17 protein-coding genes are annotated in these 18,752 nt (G+C 33.7%); all 17 read right to left on the reverse strand.

Translation table 11 applies throughout. The features are described from left to right. Position 1: 1 nt before the first annotated feature. From FGM01_RS10330 to FGM01_RS10410, 17 genes are read right to left on the reverse strand one after another with little or no spacing between them, the layout of a single operon-like run. Positions 2–1,552 carry a glycosyltransferase family 2 protein gene (locus FGM01_RS10330; RefSeq protein WP_143411096.1) on the reverse strand — a complete coding sequence of 517 codons (1,551 nt, stop codon included), beginning with the start codon at positions 1,550–1,552 and terminating at the stop codon, positions 2–4. Then, positions 1,533–2,699 carry a glycosyltransferase family 4 protein gene (locus FGM01_RS10335; RefSeq protein WP_143411097.1) on the reverse strand — a complete coding sequence of 389 codons (1,167 nt, stop codon included), beginning with the start codon at positions 2,697–2,699 and terminating at the stop codon, positions 1,533–1,535. The genes FGM01_RS10330 and FGM01_RS10335 overlap by 20 nt, the downstream gene beginning before the upstream one ends. Next, positions 2,700–4,082 carry a glycosyltransferase family protein gene (locus FGM01_RS10340; RefSeq protein WP_143411098.1) on the reverse strand — a complete coding sequence of 461 codons (1,383 nt, stop codon included), beginning with the start codon at positions 4,080–4,082 and terminating at the stop codon, positions 2,700–2,702. A gap of 50 nt (positions 4,083–4,132) precedes the next feature. After that, positions 4,133–5,839 (reverse strand): asparagine synthase (glutamine-hydrolyzing), encoded by a 1,707-nt coding sequence (gene asnB, locus FGM01_RS10345; protein WP_143411099.1) that lies wholly within the window; start codon positions 5,837–5,839, stop codon positions 4,133–4,135. Beyond that, positions 5,839–6,531 (reverse strand): acylneuraminate cytidylyltransferase family protein, encoded by a 693-nt coding sequence (locus FGM01_RS10350; RefSeq protein WP_143411100.1) that lies wholly within the window; start codon positions 6,529–6,531, stop codon positions 5,839–5,841. Before FGM01_RS10350 ends, asnB begins: the two co-directional genes overlap by 1 nt. Continuing rightward, a complete protein-coding gene (locus FGM01_RS10355) occupies positions 6,528–7,325 on the reverse strand; it encodes a formyltransferase family protein (protein ID WP_166435213.1) in 798 nt (265 codons plus the stop codon). The genes FGM01_RS10350 and FGM01_RS10355 overlap by 4 nt, the downstream gene beginning before the upstream one ends. Then, the gene (locus FGM01_RS10360) at positions 7,300–8,280 is read right to left on the reverse strand and encodes a polysaccharide deacetylase family protein (RefSeq protein ID WP_143411102.1); all 981 of its coding nucleotides are present in this window, start codon (positions 8,278–8,280) and stop codon (positions 7,300–7,302) included. Before FGM01_RS10360 ends, FGM01_RS10355 begins: the two co-directional genes overlap by 26 nt. Before the next feature lie 2 nt (positions 8,281–8,282). Further along, entirely contained in the window at positions 8,283–9,440 is a 1,158-nt protein-coding gene (gene neuC / locus FGM01_RS10365; protein WP_143411103.1) for a UDP-N-acetylglucosamine 2-epimerase, read from the reverse strand. A gap of 30 nt (positions 9,441–9,470) precedes the next feature. Beyond that, entirely contained in the window at positions 9,471–10,475 is a 1,005-nt protein-coding gene (locus tag FGM01_RS10370) for an N-acetylneuraminate synthase family protein (protein ID WP_166435214.1), read from the reverse strand. Next, positions 10,476–11,552, reverse strand: a complete 1,077-nt coding sequence (locus FGM01_RS10375; protein WP_143411104.1) for a glycosyltransferase family 2 protein — start codon at positions 11,550–11,552, stop codon at positions 10,476–10,478. It lies immediately after the preceding gene. 11 nt (positions 11,553–11,563) lie between these two features. After that, the gene (locus tag FGM01_RS10380; RefSeq protein WP_143411105.1) at positions 11,564–12,733 is read right to left on the reverse strand and encodes a hypothetical protein; all 1,170 of its coding nucleotides are present in this window, start codon (positions 12,731–12,733) and stop codon (positions 11,564–11,566) included. Next, positions 12,730–13,974 carry a glycosyltransferase family protein gene (locus FGM01_RS10385; RefSeq protein ID WP_143411106.1) on the reverse strand — a complete coding sequence of 415 codons (1,245 nt, stop codon included), beginning with the start codon at positions 13,972–13,974 and terminating at the stop codon, positions 12,730–12,732. The genes FGM01_RS10380 and FGM01_RS10385 overlap by 4 nt, the downstream gene beginning before the upstream one ends. After that, the gene (gene wecB / locus FGM01_RS10390; RefSeq protein ID WP_143411107.1) at positions 13,971–15,062 is read right to left on the reverse strand and encodes a non-hydrolyzing UDP-N-acetylglucosamine 2-epimerase; all 1,092 of its coding nucleotides are present in this window, start codon (positions 15,060–15,062) and stop codon (positions 13,971–13,973) included. Before wecB ends, FGM01_RS10385 begins: the two co-directional genes overlap by 4 nt. Beyond that, the gene (locus FGM01_RS10395) at positions 15,059–15,991 is read right to left on the reverse strand and encodes a glycosyltransferase family 2 protein (protein ID WP_143411108.1); all 933 of its coding nucleotides are present in this window, start codon (positions 15,989–15,991) and stop codon (positions 15,059–15,061) included. The genes wecB and FGM01_RS10395 overlap by 4 nt, the downstream gene beginning before the upstream one ends. A 4-nt stretch (positions 15,992–15,995) precedes the next feature. Beyond that, a complete protein-coding gene (locus tag FGM01_RS10400) occupies positions 15,996–17,030 on the reverse strand; it encodes a glycosyltransferase family 2 protein (protein WP_143411109.1) in 1,035 nt (344 codons plus the stop codon). Next, on the reverse strand, positions 17,027–17,902 hold the full coding sequence (locus tag FGM01_RS10405; RefSeq protein ID WP_143411110.1) for an alpha-1,2-fucosyltransferase: 876 nt from the start codon (positions 17,900–17,902) through the stop codon (positions 17,027–17,029). The genes FGM01_RS10400 and FGM01_RS10405 overlap by 4 nt, the downstream gene beginning before the upstream one ends. Beyond that, positions 17,899–18,645, reverse strand: coding sequence for a class I SAM-dependent methyltransferase (locus FGM01_RS10410; RefSeq protein ID WP_143411111.1), 747 nt, complete (start codon positions 18,643–18,645; stop codon positions 17,899–17,901). Before FGM01_RS10410 ends, FGM01_RS10405 begins: the two co-directional genes overlap by 4 nt. Positions 18,646–18,752 lie beyond the last annotated feature (107 nt).

Raw genomic sequence — 18,752 nt, forward strand, 5'->3', positions numbered from 1 at the left:
TTTAAGTCTCTAAAGTAGAATCTTTATTAAGCAATTCACCAGAAATTTTCTCACTTAATTGCCATCTTTTTTTCATACTACTAATATAAGTTAAAGGTTTTTTTATAGACTGTCTTCTATAAAACCGCAGAAATAATTCTATTTTATATCCTAATTTCATTTGCTTAGAATAGTATTTTCTAACCAATATCATCATAGTTGGCGATGGCTTGGGCTCTAAGTCTTCTTTGATCCATTGGTTTTTTGGAACTGAACGAAAGCCGCCTTCTTTGGCTTTTAAATGAATAGTAGTAATTTCAGGATGGTAGATCACGTCGCAGCCTTTTGACCTTAATTGAAGTCCAAAATCAAGATCTTCACCAAATCCGTGTTCGAATAATTCAGAAAATTTACATTTCAAGGCATATTCAGATCTTACTACTGAAGTTCCGGAGCCAAAAGCTCCCCACTGTTTGATCTTTGTAAAAACGGTTTTATCCCCAGGTAAAATACAGTTTAAATTCAGGGCACCAATCCCGAGTCTGTTCAATTCCGTAACGGCCTTAATTAAAAGATCCTCGGAAAATCGAATATCATCATCGGCAAAAAAGATGTGATTTGCCTCGATATTCCTCATTGCTAAATTTCGTGCGTTACAAGCTCCTGTCCTATGTATAAAATGATGGACTATCTGAAACGGCCAGTCGGTCTCATTAATAAATCCCAGTTGAGTATTAGAGTTTTCCTCTGGGTCCTGCTCAACGATTATTACCTTGGAGGGCAGGAATCGTTGATTTTTTAAATCATTCAATATGTTTTCTAGATGCTTAGGTCTTCCCATAGTTGGGATTATCACATCCACAGAATTTTCCCTCAATTGACTTATATGCGATTTAATTTCAATATTCTCAAGTCTTATATCCTCCTTGAACCAAGATTTCTGAATAAGGCCAGCAACTAAAGACCAGAACAGAAACTTATGCTCATATTTAATAAAACAGAAAAATAGTATTAACAACCGTATTCTATTGTAGTGCTGACCAACAAAACGAAATAATTCCTTTTTTCCATTAACTTTCTTGAGGGTTTCCGAATTTGGTTCTATTACCAGTTCTGGTGCAGAATAGCAAAAAAGCGAATTTTGCTGACCTAATTTAGAAATTGAATTAATCAAATAACCAAAATCTATAATATCACCTAGCAAATACTTGAATCGATTTGCAACTCTGCCTTTGATCCCCCCCACATCAGTACTCATTCTCCAGGTAGGATATAGCACACCATTTTTGGGATTTATAAACGGCAATTGATCAATATATCCAATTTCATCAGGGATATATTGGCTGCTTACCGAATATGAAGCCATGATAAGATCATGGTGAAAGACTCCCTCCAATTTATCACTTATGCTAATACTGACCTCATCATCTATCCATAGGATCAACTCATCAGGATATCGTTCAGTCAATTCCCAGAAAGATTTAATTAGGTCCTTACCAGAAACAGATATCTCTTCTCCATCTTTATAAACAGATTTTAAGATCTTACCCTTTTTATGTTTTAGATAGATCAAGAGCCTTCGATTTTTCTATAACCAATTTATAAAACTCAATATTTTTCTCTACTACCTTTTCTGCAGCGAAATTCTCGATAACCCGTTTTCTGGCTGAACTCCCCATTTTCCTCCTTAATTCCCCATCATCGAGCAGTTTAATAATTCTATCAGCGTAGGCATCGTAATTCTTTGGATCGACCGTAAAACCCGTTTCACCGTCCACCATCACCTCTTCAGCCCAACCAATATCAGAAGTTACTAGCGCTTTTTCCAGGGCCATAGCTTCAATCCAGGTCATTGGCAAAGCCTCGGCAAAACTAGGTAAAACCACGACTGCAGATTCCTGGATATATGCTTTAATTTTATCATACTCCACCTTACCTAAATAATTCATTTTCTCCTCAGCCTGTTTTGAAAGTCGGTTTTTAAAAAGCTCAAAAGTTGATCTATTATCAAAATTATCTATGACATCGTTACCAATAAGTACCAAATCACTTTCAGGTCTTTGTATAATTACCTTATTGAAAATTTCTGCCAGCTCAAGCACCCCTTTTTTCCGAATTATAGTACCAAAATAAAGTATTCTTCCAGGAACGATTTCAACATCTGAGGGAACAAAACTTCGCGTCTCAATACTATTGGGAATAATTTCATATTCCCGATTTATTCCAAAAATCTCGTTGGTTTTTTCAGCGGTAAACCGGCTTACAGAAATCAAAAAATCAGCAGCTTCCAAAGCTTTTTTTTCGAAAATACGGTTCTTCCATTTTTGCTGACGCCCCTCTAGCTCACAGAAATAAGCATCTGTTCCATGCAAACGGATCACTAAAGAACATTTAAAATCAATTAATGCAGTTATCCCAGTCCAGTCAGGTGCTTCAATTACATCTATATTTTTTTTTCTGATCAGATTATTAATGCTTTTCTTGATGTATTTCCTATAAAAAAACCAGCCTCCTATCTTATATCTTTTTTGTCTCAAAAAGTAAAAACTGATCCCGGCATCTTCAAATTCCATTTCAGATTCCTGACCATAAAGTATTACACTTACTTCAACCCCTTTTTCACAAAGAGAACTAGCCAGATTTTTGATGCTAGTACCAAGACCTCCAGAAGACCCTGTTAATTGATGGGGATATTCCGGTGTAAGAAAAGCAATATGCATCTAATTTATCTGGTCTAATTGATGAACTATATTTTTTGAGGCTTCTGTTGCACAACAGTTAATCTGTTGAAACCAACTCATCGCCATACCCAACCTCTCTTTATTAGTATCTTCCAGGGCCTGTTGAATTATATCCCCTATCTCTTCTTTATTATTAATCCAAAAAACGGCATTTTCAGGAATGGTTTTAAAATGAATATAAGAATATATTTCCCTAATATCCTTTTTCTGATCTTTCAGTTCTAACAAATAATTGAGGTATGCACAAGGTTTTCCTTTTGTCGCAAAGTCAAAAATCATTGAGGAGGCCACATTAATAACCATAAAACAGTGTTCAGCAATATTTGTTTGCAATGCCATGTCGTCCTTTTTTGGCATAGCCTGATTCCAGGAATCACCATTGCCTGTCCAGTCTGGATCTATAGAAACGATAATTTCACTAAACTCTTGTAAAACCTTATCGTATCTGCCAGAAAAGTCTACAGGACAGCGCCTAAAAATAATTCCGATATTTTCTCCTTTTTCATTTAATTGATTTACTGCTTCGGCTACATCCCTCAGAAAACACTCATCATGAGGTGAGGTGGTGATATCATCTCCGGAAAAACAAAGATATTCCCTGGAAGAAACCAGGTTATATTTTGAGACAAACGATTCTCTTGGTAAAACAACGGATTTTTTATAATGAATTTCAAATTGAGGAGTTCCGGTTATCTTAACCTGTTCTAGATTTATATAGGGATAATATCGCAATAGTTCGTCCTTCATATGCTCACTCCACACCAGGTAATAATCTGTATCTATCACCTTGGTAGCTTTGGGGAGGTTATCCCAAGAAAAAATAAAGCAGGAAGTAGGAATTCCTAAGTCCTGGGCAGCTAAAACTGGTGAAATCGCATTCACTGGCCTTTGATTTGTACAGAAAATAGCATCAGGTTTTTCCTGACTCAATACCTCTATACAGTGCTTGTAATATTCAGATTTCCTTTCAGAATTTTGTATTAGCGTTCTTAATTTATCCAGACCTTTTTCTCCCTCATATTTTTTAGCTAAAAAACTGACTATAAGACCTTTCAATTTATTTTTCAAACCATTTTGAGAAGAAGAAAACTTATATTTCTTATATACAGGCTCATTGAACTTTTTCTCAAAATATTCCAACTCTAAATTGATCTTAGCCCGTTTCAGAAGATCTGTCCAGGCCCTGGGTTTGGGTTTTAAACTAATCTCTTTAAAACCCAATTCATCTAACTTAAACCCGGTAGCGTTCCAATAGACCAACTCCCAACCTGCAGATTTTACTTCGTCAGGAAAATTAGTGTAGACGAAATTTCGAAGACCGACTCCGTCAGGAATAATTACAAGGAGTTTTTTTGGTGTCAAATCAGGATAGGTTTACAGGACTTTCAAATATAGAAAACTGAAAGATTATATCAGCTATTTTCAAATATAAGACTCGCATTAATCCATTGCCAGAGGTAAAAACTATTCTGTTTATCACCTTTTTGATAATCCTCCCATTCCTTATAAATGGATTTAAAATCGAACCAGTCACTTACTTTACTTTCTTGAAGAATGGATAGTCTCCTCTCGACATATTCTCTCAGTTCTCCTCCAAGCCACTCCCTTTGAGGAGTTTGCAAGGCCCTTTTTGGAGCCTCTGCGATCTTAAACGGGACAAATTCGCCGGTCAATTCTCTCAGCATGTATTTATGCACTCCGTTTTTTATTTTCATTTCATCGGGTAAGGCAAAAGCATATTCCACCAGAAGGTGATCCAGAAATGGTTCTCTAAGCTCTGTGCTAAAAGCCATGGATATACGATCGTTGAACCGTAAGGCCCTTGGAAGCTTTGTATAAAAAAGATCACGGTATTGTAAATTTTGCAAACTGGACTCGAAGGGTCTGGGATAATTAGGTTTTAAAGCAAGAGCCCTAAACTCTTTTGCGAGAACGTGGGGTTTAAAACTACCTGACTTTCCGGTTCCCTGTACTATGGAATTATCTTTTGTTTTATAATAATCATATCCCGCCCATTGTTCATCCATTCCCTGCCCATCAAGCAGAACCTTAATTCCTGAATCTTTAGCTTTTTCAAAAATCTTGGCATAAGCGAGTGTGGGAATTCCTCCAAATGGTTCATCCTGAACTTCACTTATTAAACTGGCATATTCAGGAACTTCATAAGAGGAAAGTTTTACTTTTTCAAGAGGATTTCCTGTTTGGGAAATCATTTCTTTTATCCAGGGCAACTCATCATATCTTTCATCACCTGTAAAAAAGGTAAATGCTTTTATTTTTTCTGAACTATGATAGTTATTTACTAAGGTCAGCAATAGTGAACTATCCACACCACCACTAATATTAAATCCCAAAGGTACATCGGCCCTGAACCTTAGTTTTATTGAATCTTTTAAAAGTTCAAGATACTTCTGCTTTATTTCGTCCTCAGAATAACTCCTTTTTAAAAAAGAGATTCGTTCAGGAAAATCATACCATTTTTCTATTCGTAAGCTTTCATCCTGAAATTGCAGATAATGGCCGGCAGGTAATTGATGAATATCCTGAAAAAAGGTTTCTGACGGAAGTCCATAGGAACCATAGCAGAAATAATTGGCCCATTGCCTTACATTTTGTGTTGATCCTTTTATTCTTTTTATCGCCTTGATCTCACTAGCGAAAATAAAATCATTAGTATTACTGTAAAAAAATGGTTTCACCCCAAAACGATCACGTGCAGCAAATAAAGATTTTTCTTTATTATCCCAGATCATGAAAGAAAACATTCCTCTAAACTTTTCCAGACAATTCTTGCCGTAAACTAAATAAGCGGCTAATAAAACTTCTGTATCTGAAGAAGTTTTAAAAGTATAGCTTAAACCGATTTCATTTCTTAGTTCGGTATAGTTATATATTTCACCATTAAAACTCAAATGGTACCGACCTGTTGGATCACTAAAAGGCTGATCTGCTTCATGGGATATATCTATTATAGAGAGTCTGTTATGTCCAATTATCGCAAAACCCTTGTCATGATATACTCCTCTCGCATCTGATCCGCGATGGGCCATTGAAGTTAACATTAGATCCAAATCACTTTTTTTAATCTCAGGCCCAACTATTCCAGCTATACCGCACATTAATTACGAGTTTTTATTATTTCCTCGGCCCTCTCCCAATCACTTATGGTATCTATATTTACATAATCATCTCCCATGGTATTAATAAAGCCAATGTTTTCTCCAAGTAAGGAATTCTCTTCCATTATTTGCCTGGTGGCAGTAATATAAATAGCTCCATCCCTATGGTAAGCCTTAGGAAGTTCCTGCCTTCTCGGAATCGGAGTTTTTTCCCCGGTAGCTATTCTTAATATCCCATCATGATCTTCAAAGGCCCAGTGTGGATTAAAATCAGCCGGAATTTCCCTTACACTAATTAGCGAATCATAATTGCCCGAAATAAATTTCCTGATCGCCTCATCGATAAGTCCATTTCTTCTAAAAGGAGTCGTAGGCTGTAATAGGCAAATGGCATCAAAATTTTCATTTTTTGCTTTATAGAAATCCAATGCGTGCTGGATAACCTTCAAACTCGGTGTATTATCCTCGGCCAGTTCTCCCGGTCTTTTAAAGGGCACTTCAACTCCCTGTTGCCAGGATATTTTCATGATCTCCTCATCATCTGAGCTTAGAACCATTTTCGATAGAAGCTTTGATTCTTTAGCTGAGGCTATAGTATAATTAATCAAAGGAATGCTTCCGAGTATTTTTATATTCTTTCCAGGTATCCCTTTACTACCGCCTCTTGCCGTTATTAAACCTAAGATTCTCATCGTTTCAAATTTGAAATTATAGGATATTTCTTATCGATCTGCTCTTTATCCATAAGATATTTTGAAAATTCCCCCTTTTCAATATTATCATAAATATTGCGCAGTTTATCGGTAGTAAGATCACTATTCCTGTAAATTTTACCGCTAGTCTTCTGTTTTATCGGAATAATCTTTCCCCGAAAATATAATTTTAAAATTTCGGGTAACTGTGTTCCTGCTCTTTTTATAACCTTATTACCGGCATCATGAAGGTTATCATCCTTGGAAAGATTGGGCCTAAGCTGATGCAATATTTTACCCGAATCAACCTTCTTTTCTGCTAAGTGAATGGTCGCACCTAAACATTGTGGCTGTCCATACAAAAGCGGGAATAGATTAGTTGCCGAGCCTTTATAATAAGGAGATAGACCTAGATGAAGATTAATGACCTTATTTGGAAAAGCCTTTAAAATGAAATCTTTAATTATCGAGGTGCCAAATAAAACTATGATATCCGGGTCATTTTCCTTTAACAATTCTAATGTGAGCTCAGTGTTGACTTCTTTATACTGAAGTTTTATCTGGAGTATATCCTCTGGAAATCCCATATTTCCAAAGAATTTTTCTTCGGATGCAGATCGGGATTTAAAATGATTTTTTATAAACCTGGCATCGGTTTCATTTAGTTCTTCAGTATTTTCTATGGTAGCCGACTTTTCTTCGGTAATAATTAATTGAAGATCGGTGCCGCTTGCCAGGCATTGGGAGATATACTTGTGCCTGAGACTATTACTGGTTAAAAGTACTGTTCTCATAGGTGTGCCATTTTGCAAATACGCAGTTTTCGAAAAGACCTTTTCCTTTAAATAAATCTGCTTTTCCCCCAGGAAGGTCATTACAGTCATACCTCGCCACCAAAAATGGATTCTCCGATATATGATAATTTACCGCTCTTTCCATGGTAAATGCTACCTTAACACCGACTTTCTCCAATGCTTTCGAAAGTCCTGTGCAGGCATCGTAGGATCCATAAGGATAACTAAACAAGCTGGCCTGCTCCCCAAAGTTAGAAATAAAGAAATTCTGTGTATTCTTTAGATCCTTCTCTATATCTTCTATTTCTATCAAACCTAAGGGATCATGATTATGGCCATGGGACCCGAGACTCCCTCCGTTCCATAGATCTTTTAGCTGGTCCAATTCCATATATAAATCCTTAGCCATCCTAAGTTCATTGAAATTTTCATTAAATAAAGGCTCTATAATTTGTTTAAGATCGCTAATATCAATTTTGAAATTGAGCAAATACTTCAATCTGGCAACTGCAGGTGGATCATAATTATAATGAATATGGGCCTTATTCCTTTCTTTCTCATTTAATTGAAAAGAATAATTTTTTGAAATTCCTTCTTCCAGTTCCATAGGATCTATTCTGGAACGAAGAAGATGAATTTTATGCACCAGAGAAACTTTTTTCTCCGTAAAATTAGAAGTGTTAATAAAGCATATAAAAGGTATTCCCATTCTATCCAGAATAGGTTTTGCCAGCTCAAATTGTTCTTTCAGACCGTCATCGAAGGTGATAAGCAATAAATTATCTTCTATAGAATGTTTTTCCAGATCTAAAAGCTCAGCCTGTGAGATAAATTTTCCGTGTTTCGATAATACCTTCAGCTGATTCTCGAACTGCCTCGGGGTCAACCCGAAAATACTTGGATAATCGGAATCAAAATCTTTCCTGATATAGTGAAAATTAGCAACTGCAAGCATTATTAGTAACTAATTGTTTTTGAAGATCTCAACTCAACTTTGGCAAGAATTTCTGCAATTCGTTTCCCGGATTCACCGTCACCATACAGGTTAGATTTATTAAATCTACCATTTCCTTCGAGTTCTTTGATTGCATTTAATATTTCAAACCTGTTGTAACCAACATCAGTAACATTTTCGCCTCGAAGCCTTCTTTGCTGACGGTTTCCTATATTTAAAACTGGTACTCCCAGATAGCTACATTCTCTTATTCCTGCGCTGGAATTCCCAATAAGCATTTTCGAATTCTTCATTAATCTTAGAAAATCGAGGCCATCCATATTTTTAAAAAAATGAATGTTTTCAGGCTTTTCCTTTTCTCTAAAAGTTCTAATGCCGTTTGAAGTACCATCAGATCCCGCATCAACATTTGGCCAAAACCAAAAGGCGGGTAAACCCGAATCTCTTACAGCATACAAGGTTTCCATGATCTGTTCACGTGATTTAGAATATTCTGTAGTTACCGGATGTTGCATGACCACAATATAACCGTCATTCCAACTTATCTCATTACCAACTCCTCCATATTTTTCCATGGGATTGAAGTTAAGAGAAGTTTCTTTTTCCATTTCTCTGGCAAGATCTATCGAGGGACAACCAGTATTGATAACCATTTCCGGATCTTCTCCAAGTTTAATAACCCTTTCCCGGGCATCTTCGTTAGACACTAGATGGAGATCAGCAAGTTTAGTGTTGGCATGCCTTACCTTTTCATCTATACTTCCTGTAACCTCACCTCCCTGAATATGCACCAGAGGAATATTCTGGTAGGCAGCAGCTATGGAAGTGGCAATTGTCTCAAAACGATCGGCTATACTTATTACGGCATCTGGTTGAAGATTATAAAAAACATTGGTAAGTTCCATTAATCCTAAACCCGTAGTCTTCGCCATAGTAGTTGGATTTTCTCCTTCCAAAACCATATAAACCTTTGCAGCGACTTCAAAACCATCGTTTATTATGAAATCTGCTGCATTTCCATAACGATCTAATAAAGCCGAACCGGCGATAACCAATTGAAGCTCTAGCTCAGGATGATTCTTAATTGCTTTCAAGGCTGTTTTAATCCTGCTATATGAGGGTCGAGCGGTAATTACAACGCAGATTTTTCTTTTAGGCATGAATTAATTAATATCAAACAAAGTAAAAATTTAAAAATTATCCTTTGTAATAAAGTCCCATTTTTTAATGTCAGACTTCAATCGCTTCCCAATCAAATTTTGAAAATCTTCTGCAGAAACTCCTTTATTTTTTGGCTTTTTAGCTTCCAGGTCTTCAAATTTTAAAATGTGTCCTTTCGGCAGGTCCTTATTCACTGCCAGAGACTTTTCAAAGATTCCTTTTAGATCTGCAAACCTGGAATTATCACTTTTATCCACTGGGTTTTCAAGAGCCTCGGAGATATTTCTTACGGCCTTTACCAGTTCTTTTATTTCTTCAATCTCTAAAGACGAGGAGGCATCGGGTCCAAAACTCTTCCGGCTGAAAACGGCATGAAATTCAAGTATCTCAGCTCCAAGAGCAGTCGCCGCTATACATGTTTCTGTTTTTGCAGAATGGTCGGAATATCCAGTTTTAAGATTGTAACGATTCTTTAACTCTTTGATTACATTCAGCCCGTAATTTTCAGGTTGAGTAGGATACGAGGTGGTACATTGTAGTATGGAAATATTTATGTTTCTCTCTTTTAAAAAATCTACTGTACTATCTAGTTCTTTAAAAGAGCTCAACCCTGAGGAAAGTATGACCGGTTTCCCGGTCTGGGCAATCTTTTCCAGCAAAAGTAAATTGTTTACCTCACCCGAACCTACCTTATATCTCTTAACTCCCAATTTCTCCAAAAGATCTACCGCAGCATTGCTGAACGGGGAGGCAAGAAATTCAACCCCCTTTTCCTCGCATCTCAACTTCAGGATCTTCCATTGTTCTAGGGTAAATTCCATCCGTTTCCAGTAGTCAATTCGAGTTTCATCCTGGTGAGTGAATTTTATCCGGAAAGGTTCATATATGCTGCTTTCTGCTTCGGCAATATGCACCTGAAATTTAACGGCATCTACCCCAGCATCAGACAATGCATCTATATAGGAAAGGGCTGTTCCCAAACTGCCTTCATGGGCCTGACCTATTTCGGCAATAATTTCTATCCTATCACTCATTTAAAGTTCTATTCTAAAATTAATACTATTAAAATCATCGGAAATATCAAATGAATAATTACTATCCCTGTAATCAAAAACAATTTTTTTTAATATTAGATCATTAACTTTCTTCAATGATATATAGGGCTGTGTTTGCTTCCCTAAAAGCCTTTTTAATTGATGTTTATAACTTTGGTAAAAAGGATCAATTTCAAATTTGGCATGAACAACACCAGTAACTGATTTTAGTTCTTCATTTAAAAAATGTTCTACATGAGCCTGGATATTCAGAATCGAATACTTATGATCGGGATTCTTAAGGTTTCCTACCTCTTTCATATAATCATTTTCATCAATTCTTAATTGACGTAACGGTCGAACCCTTTTAAAAACTTTATTAGTAAGAAAATGCCGTTGATTTAAACGCATAATATTTTTTACTCTGGGTTTTCGAGTCATTAACTTATCTTCAGATCCTGCAAAACTTTTGTGCCAGTTATGGTAAACTAATTTTTTAGGAAATCTCTGTTTTTTAAAACCAGCATTTTTTAACCTTGCAAAGAGATCTACGTCCTCCCCACCATAAAAGTGAAAAAATTCATCAAATCCATTAACATCAATATATGCTCTTTTTGGTGCTAAGATCATTCCATTAACTTTTCCGAAATTTGAAACTGAAAAATTTTCAAATTTATATTCCTTGTTAATTTTAAGTGACTCTTTTTGAGATAAATATCCTAATTCAAAAAGAAAAAAATAATCAGGATCTTTGATATTATTTAAATTCTCAATCCATTTTGGATGAAATATGTGATCAACATCGGCAATAAATATAAATGAAGTTTTGCACTGAAGAATACCATAATTTAGTGCCTTACTTTTATTCCATAAAAGGTGTTTCACAGGCAAGAAATATGACTCTATAAAAGTATATTTTTTAAATAATTTTTTCAATTTGATAACTAAGTCCTCATGGCTACCGTAATCAACAAAAATAACTTTGAACCTTTTATCGGTTTGATTACATAGAGATTCTATTGTGAAACGTATACGGTCATAATCTCGATCTCGATTACTATAAATTATTGTTATCATAAAATAATACGTTATCGACCAAAAAAATTTTTGAGTCTTTTGACATTATTTAAAGAATGATACTTTATCATTAATATGTAGATCATTACAGATAATTTTAACCCTTTTTCATTTAAAAAATTTATTAGTTCTATATCTAACTTACTTTTATTTTTCTTTGCATAGAGCAATGCTAAATAATCATTCTTGTTTTTCTGGTATTTTTTCAGATCAAACACCTTTTCGTAGCGGGAGAGATAACCTGCAAAATCTAATGTTAATTGCGTTCTTAAACATTTATAACATGTGGAACAATTAATAAATTCTTTATCACTTCTATGATTTACACAAACATCTAAAAAATTGTAAGTTTCTGGGTAATTAGATATTAACAAGGTTCTTTCAATTCTAGAAAACTGAGCAACTGAAGAAAAAAAGCGAGTAGATTCTGTAGATAACATATTCAAGTTCAATATATCTGAATCACTAGTATCTTTATGGTTCAATTTGAAAAAATCAAATCTATATGCGGAAGAGTAGTAATAATTTTTAATTAGTTTCTGTAAGATTAACACGCTAGAAGCACTTCTTAAAGAATGAGTTTGCTGAAAATTCATTTGTAAAATTTCGCTGAGATTTGAATCGACAGAAATCAATTTTTTATTTTCCTTTTGAGAAAATAATGAAATTCTTTTCAACCTTTCATTAAAAATTTTTCTTGATTTTTTTCCACCGAAATCTAAGTGAGAGCCGACATTAAAAAAAGTAAAATGAGTAATTTTAAACGGTTCCTCTTCCTTAATGTGATCATAATAAGTCGCCAATGAATCTACTCCGCAAGACATTCCCGTTGCGGCAAAAGGTTTAATATTTAAATTTGAATTGTTTATCTCGTTGGTTAAAATCCGTATTTTTTTAAAGGTAGGATTAGATAATACTAATGCAGGTATTAAATAATGATTAAGAGAATAAATAAGATTAGCAGAGACAGGAGCTTTTAATTTAATGTTGGAATTTGTTTGCAAAGCTTTAAAAAGCAATCCCACTAAAAATCCATCAACATTTTCGGTAACTAAATATTCCTTGTACTCCATTGGAGTTTTGAACCACATTGACCTCTTTTCTCCATTTATTTCAATAATAGATTCTAGAATGCAACTATTACCCCTCTCAAGGATTTCAGGTTGATTTATAATTATCATTCTCTCAAAATTTGCTGAATAGTTTCATTTAGATAAGTTTCCGATAGATACTCTCTCAAATCCTCCCTATTTAATAAAGTCACTTCATTTTTGTTCCAATTATTGTATAACTTATTAATTAATTTGGTAATCTCATCTACCTCCATATTTTCTGACCAAAAGGAATAGTCTTCGCCTAATAGCCTGCGACTCTCGCTTAATTTTGGACCAATCAACATAATTGGCCGGTTAGCTTGAATACAATGTGGAAATTTACCGGGTAAGAAAGGACTAATTTGGGCATTAGCTTCTAGAATAATATTAGCGCTTGCCTTTGATTGCATCCCGAATACAACTTTAAAATCTAAATAGTCATCAATAATAATATTTTTAGAGTATTGACTTAATTGTTTTTTGTAAAAACTTGGACCCACGAATATTAACCTTGCTTTTTCTTTAGCTTCGGGAGTCATTTCCAAAAAATTTATAAATGCTTGTATGAGTCTTTTAGGATCTCTTTGCTTTAATAAGGTCCCTGCATGCAATAAATTAAAGTTATCGGGATTGAAATATTCAGGTAAAATTAAATTTTCGTTAGTCTTTATATCAACTATTTGATGTGGAATAATAAAAGATCTAGATAGAAAATTCTGGAAATAACTTCCCATCCAGTCCCTTAGAAGAAGACTAGGAAAGCCAAAGAAATTTGCAGATTCTGAAACCTTCTTCACAAATTTCCATTTTTTATAATAGCCTGCTTCTACCCAGGCATAAGGTGGAGGATATAGATGCATTGGATAGGGATCATGAAAATAGGCAAGCCAGCGATCATGAAATTCTGGTAACTTTAACAAGGCATGGTGAGGTCTAAAGCTCCCTCCTTTGCTTAGTGTTAGGATTAAATCAGGAGAAAAATTATCGATTTTTCTCAGTCCGTTTATAATGCTATTTCTGTCATTGAGCAGAGTAAAAGAAAAGCCGTAAATCTTATCAATATATATATTCAATCTAATATTCAAGTAGGTGCGCAAATAGCGCTCTGCACGACTCATAAAAAATAAAAGACTATTGCGGTTCTCTGCTAAAGCAATACACTTAATATTTTCAATTTGTATTTCCTTTCTGGAGTAATGACAAATTAATATATTATAACCTAGTTTATTAAGATTTTGAATAAGAGCAACATTTGCTTTTGACCCACTACTATCATTTACATCTATAGATTCTACAACAGCTAGTATTTTGATCTCTTTCGATTTCAAATTTTAGATATTAAGAAGTCAATAATTTTGGAAGCGGAATTTCCATTTCCATAGGGATTTTTTAATTCGTTATAAATGAAAGGTTTTTTTAATATTTCCTTTGCTTTCAATATTATTTCGTTTTTGTTAGAACCGGTTAAAAAACAATAACCAGCTTCTACTCCTTCCACTCTTTCAGTATATTTTCTTGTAACAATTACAGGTTTTTTTAATACTATTGCTTCTTCCTGAATACCTCCCGAATCAGATATTATCAATTTAGAGTTTTTTATTAAATGAAGCATCATTATATATGGTACCGGCTCCACCAAATGAAGATTTTTAATTTCTCCTAGTATTTCATACACAATTCTTCTCACATTTGGATTTAGATGAACAGGAAAAATAATTTGAACATCCTCTTTGGCAATTTCTTTTATCGCCTCACATATTTCTTCTAATCCCTTACCGAGATTTTCTCTTCGATGAAGCGTCACCAATACTAGATTAGCCCTGAATACCTCCTTTTCCAATCCTATCTGTTCGGGGTATATGTTTTGATTTTTTCGAAACGCCATTTGGATAGCATCTACAATGGTATTTCCAGAAATAAGTATTAGATCTTTACAAACATTTTCCTTAAGCAAGTTTTCTTGTGCAATAACCGATGGTGCAAAATGAAAATCTGCTATTCTTGCCGTCAACTGACGGTTTAATTCTTCCGGAAATGGAGAATCCTTTTTAAATGTGCGTAATCCTGCTTCTATATGGCCAACTTTTATTTGGCGATGAAAGGATGCTAAAGCAGCTAATGCAGAAGTAGTTGTATCACCATGAACAAGCACAATATCAGGTAATACAATTTTTAATATTTCATCAAACTCACTTAAAATTTTAGAACTTAACTTATTTAGGGATTGGTCGACTTCCATCAAACCTAAATCATAATCGGGTACTATTTTAAAATATTCTAAGACCTGATCAAGCATGCTTCGGTGTTGAGCCGTCACACATACCTGACAAGGAATGTTTCTCTTTTTTAATTCAACATAAATAGGAGCCATTTTTATGGCTTCAGGACGCGTACCAAAACAAAGTAGAAACTTCAAACCCTTTTTAATTGACCTTTTAAATAGAATATATGTTTTAAAATAGGCATCAAATTTAATCCAACAACATATTTAAGTTTTTCTAAACGCCCTGTTTTGGAGGCATTTAATGTTTTAATCATCAATTTTTTATCATTTAGTTCAACTGCTTTTCGTACAAAGAATTTTTTTATTTCTTCTCCAAAAATATTTTTGCTCTTTAAATGATCAATAACCAAAAATATAGCTTTCCTATGGGATTTAAGAATTAATGGATCCTTTGCAAAAAATTGATCTGTGTTTGATCCTTTATGCTTTCTGTTATAATATAAAACTTCGCTAATTGAAATACCTTTAAACCCATGTAAAAGAATTCTACAATAGCATTCCCATTCTTCTGCATACATTAATTCCTCATTAAACTTTTCCCTATCGAAACATTCCTTTTTCCACATTACAGTACAGGAAGCAAAAGGTACCGATCCTGTTATCATTTTCCATATATCTCCTTTATTAAAAAAACAAATATCATTTTTGCTTTCCTTCTTTACTTTTATTTCTACAGGTGAATTTCGAAAAGGTTTTTTATCATATCTACAAAAGTCAATATTATATTTTGTCATATAATTTACACAGGTTGAAAGGTTGTTCTGTGGAATTAAATCATCATCATCAAAAAATATAATAAAATCTCCTTTAGCGCATTCAATGCCATAATTTCTCGCACCCGACAATCCTTTAGAATATTCCTTAGGTCTTTTTTTTAAGATAAATCTATTGTCATTACTTATATAGTTTTTTACAATCTTAAAGCTTTCATCTGTACTACCATCATCAATAATAAGACATTCCCATTGGAGGAATAATTGTTTCTTAATAGAGTCCAAAGTTTCTAAAATAAAATTCGCTCTATTAAATGTTGCCATAATGATTGAAACCTTTGGATTCATTCGCTTAATTTTCAGAATATTTAACCCTATAATAAAGAAAAGATTTCATTAATAATTTTAATTCTTGATATCGGTCTAGTTTAATATCCCAATCATCTTTAATTTTCATATAATTCAAAAATATAGCGGGATTATATCTTTCATATCTATTTATAAATTTAAAAAATATCATTTCCTGAAGATATTGTAGATAATCTTGAAAACCATCTCTCTGAAAAAAATTAACATTCGAATTTTCTACCCTTTTTAAAATAACTCCGGCCTTCTTTAACTCCTTAATTGTTAAGGAAGAAAATTTTTTAAATATTTTCTTAAGCAAATGTTTTTCTTCAATACTCAACTCCAGTCCTAAGTACTCTAACAAATTGATTTTGGCTAAAGCTGCATTCGATTCCTGTTGTTTAGCCTTTTTTCTTGAAACAGAATTTCCATGGACCCGATAATTGATTAATACTTCAGGTAAATTATGCAGCTTACCATGAGCGAGTAATCTAACCCAAAAGTCGTAATCTTCTGAAGGTTCCATATTAGGGTTGTATGACAAATTGTATTCTTTGATAACACTATTTCTCATCAAGACTGAAGGATGTACTATGCAATTTCCCCTTAATAATCCTAATTTAATTTGTTCATGCATTTCAGGATTTAATTTAATTTGTTCATTCCCAATAACTGAATACCCTGTTCCACAAACTATAACCTCTGGATGAGTTTTCATAAAGGCTAATTGTTTTTCAAATCTATTAAGTATAGATATGTCGTCCCCATCCATTCTTGCAATAAACTCCCCTTTGGCAAGTTTTAAACCAATATTCAGGCTATTAGAATAGCCTGAATTTTTAGTTTTTTCTACCAACCGTATCCGAGGATCATTTAGTTCTTTTATGATTTTTAAGGTATTGTCATTCGAAGCATCATCAATGATAATAAATTCAAAATTGGAAAAACTTTGATTTAATATACTTTTTATAGAAGCTTCTATGAATTCCTCGCAATTATATACGGGCATTAGAACAGATATTACAGGTAACTGTTTCATAATCTCACCCAGGTTGAAGGGATTAGATCATTCATATCTATTTCTTTTTTAGCGAGCCATCTAGCGGGAGCTACAACAATTTTCTCTGGATTATCATTTAACCATGCTCCCCACCAGCTAAAAGAACTATTAGCTATTATTTGATGTTTGCAATTACTAATTAACAACATATCTTTCCAACTATCTGAGCCTTGATTATGTTCAACAAAAACAGAGGATAATCCCACATTAAAATTTTTTCGAACCCACTCAATATCATCTGAAAAAAAGAAAAGTTTGGGATTAATTATTCTGTCCTTTATGTAGGAAATAGATCTTTTATAATATTCCAATGAACACCCACCGTGAAATGATTTGGTTTTTTCATTTTCAACATAATCTCCTCTTCTAACATGTATTGCTACCGAACTGCTGTGTTCCATATCTTGCATGAATTCAAGATTAGATTGATCAATGTTTTTTATATCAAAATTAAAAAGATTCCTAACAGCAGATTCTCTCCCTTTAAAGTATCGATAGCTTTGAAAATAGCCATTTAAATATATTGGAGGTGGTAATTGAAGTGCACTTGGATTGTATTTAAAAACACGATCGTTATAAATTTTCCGAAAATTCAGCCCTATCTTCTTTCTTATTTGTTGAATCAAGGATAATTCTAAAAAAGAATTGATATCGGTTTCTGAGGCTAATAAGTAATCATTATTAAAAATTTCCAGTCCAAATTCCCTCTTTGCAATACCATTAATCTTTTTTTCGCCATACACAGATGTATCTAAAAGAAGATCTTCATTATACTTTTTTGCCAGGATCCATCCAAAAGCGTATTGAAACATTTGATTACCGAGCCCCCCTTTTATCTTGATAATAATCATTTTCTTCTAGCCAGAATAAAATAACCAAAACAAAGCAATTCATCAGAGCCAGAATCCTGTTTAGACAATCTCTCAAGTAGTAAATTTACGGTCCTCATCCTTTTTCTTTCATTTTTTGTTAGCTCAACATTTGAATACTTTTTTCCTGTATATTCCAATCGATTTATCTCTTGAGCCAGGTATTCAAAATAGTTCCCATTTGAAGTTACCTCAATATCATAATAATTATTTTTAAGTACCGTTTCATAAAAAAAACGGCTAAATCCCGAATAAAAATGATAAGGAGCAAAATGCGTAAGACTGCAAAAAGGTGTGGTGATAATTAAATATCCACCACTTTTTAATATTCTTGAAAACTCTTTTATTGCTTCTTTTGGATTAATAACATGCTCTAAAACTTCGGTACATAAAATAGCGTCAAAAGAATTATCAGCTACGGGTATAGATGCTATATCTGAAATTATATCAAGTTTACCATAATTCCAATCATCCACCTGAAGACCGAAATTTACATCGTTTGGATTATATTTCCCAAAATCCTGGGAAATATAATCAAGATGAGTACAATAATCTTCATAAGGCTTCTCCCCAGCCCCCACATCTAAAATACGTAAACCTGAGGGAAGCTTTCCCAATGTAGATATAATCCATTGGTTCCTTGTAGTCTCATTATTCTTTCCAACCGTCAGAGTAGAATTATGAATACCTAGAAACTTTTTTAAACTATTTTTTATTTTCATCATACAATAAAGATTGGGAGCTTTTCAATTAATGGTAAAATAAATCTTAACGCAAGATATAGTTCTGTTCTTACTTTTAATAATAACTAATATGTTTCTCTATAATTCAT

Origin of the sequence: Christiangramia sabulilitoris (assembly GCF_007050985.1) — a bacterium.
In the GTDB taxonomy this organism is placed as follows: Bacteria; Bacteroidota; Bacteroidia; order Flavobacteriales; family Flavobacteriaceae; genus Christiangramia; species Christiangramia sabulilitoris.

What these genes read in the sequence shown, in the direction of transcription:
- FGM01_RS10350 (WP_143411100.1), bottom strand. Translation starts at nt 6,531, where the DNA reads ATGAGAATCTTAGGTTTAATAACGGCAAGAGGCGGTAGTAAAGGGATA.
- FGM01_RS10375 (WP_143411104.1), bottom strand. Translation starts at nt 11,552, where the DNA reads ATGATAACAATAATTTATAGTAATCGAGATCGAGATTATGACCGTATA.
- FGM01_RS10400 (WP_143411109.1), bottom strand. Translation starts at nt 17,030, where the DNA reads ATGAAACAGTTACCTGTAATATCTGTTCTAATGCCCGTATATAATTGC.
- FGM01_RS10370 (WP_166435214.1), bottom strand. Translation starts at nt 10,475, where the DNA reads ATGAGTGATAGGATAGAAATTATTGCCGAAATAGGTCAGGCCCATGAA.
- FGM01_RS10360 (WP_143411102.1), bottom strand. Translation starts at nt 8,280, where the DNA reads ATGCTTGCAGTTGCTAATTTTCACTATATCAGGAAAGATTTTGATTCC.
- FGM01_RS10410 (WP_143411111.1), bottom strand. Translation starts at nt 18,645, where the DNA reads ATGATGAAAATAAAAAATAGTTTAAAAAAGTTTCTAGGTATTCATAAT.
- FGM01_RS10335 (WP_143411097.1), bottom strand. Translation starts at nt 2,699, where the DNA reads ATGCATATTGCTTTTCTTACACCGGAATATCCCCATCAATTAACAGGG.
- FGM01_RS10380 (WP_143411105.1), bottom strand. Translation starts at nt 12,733, where the DNA reads ATGATAATTATAAATCAACCTGAAATCCTTGAGAGGGGTAATAGTTGC.
- asnB (WP_143411099.1), bottom strand. Translation starts at nt 5,839, where the DNA reads ATGTGCGGTATAGCTGGAATAGTTGGGCCTGAGATTAAAAAAAGTGAT.
- FGM01_RS10355 (WP_166435213.1), bottom strand. Translation starts at nt 7,325, where the DNA reads ATGAGAACAGTACTTTTAACCAGTAATAGTCTCAGGCACAAGTATATC.
- FGM01_RS10395 (WP_143411108.1), bottom strand. Translation starts at nt 15,991, where the DNA reads ATGAATCCAAAGGTTTCAATCATTATGGCAACATTTAATAGAGCGAAT.
- neuC (WP_143411103.1), bottom strand. Translation starts at nt 9,440, where the DNA reads ATGCCTAAAAGAAAAATCTGCGTTGTAATTACCGCTCGACCCTCATAT.
- FGM01_RS10405 (WP_143411110.1), bottom strand. Translation starts at nt 17,902, where the DNA reads ATGATTATTATCAAGATAAAAGGGGGGCTCGGTAATCAAATGTTTCAA.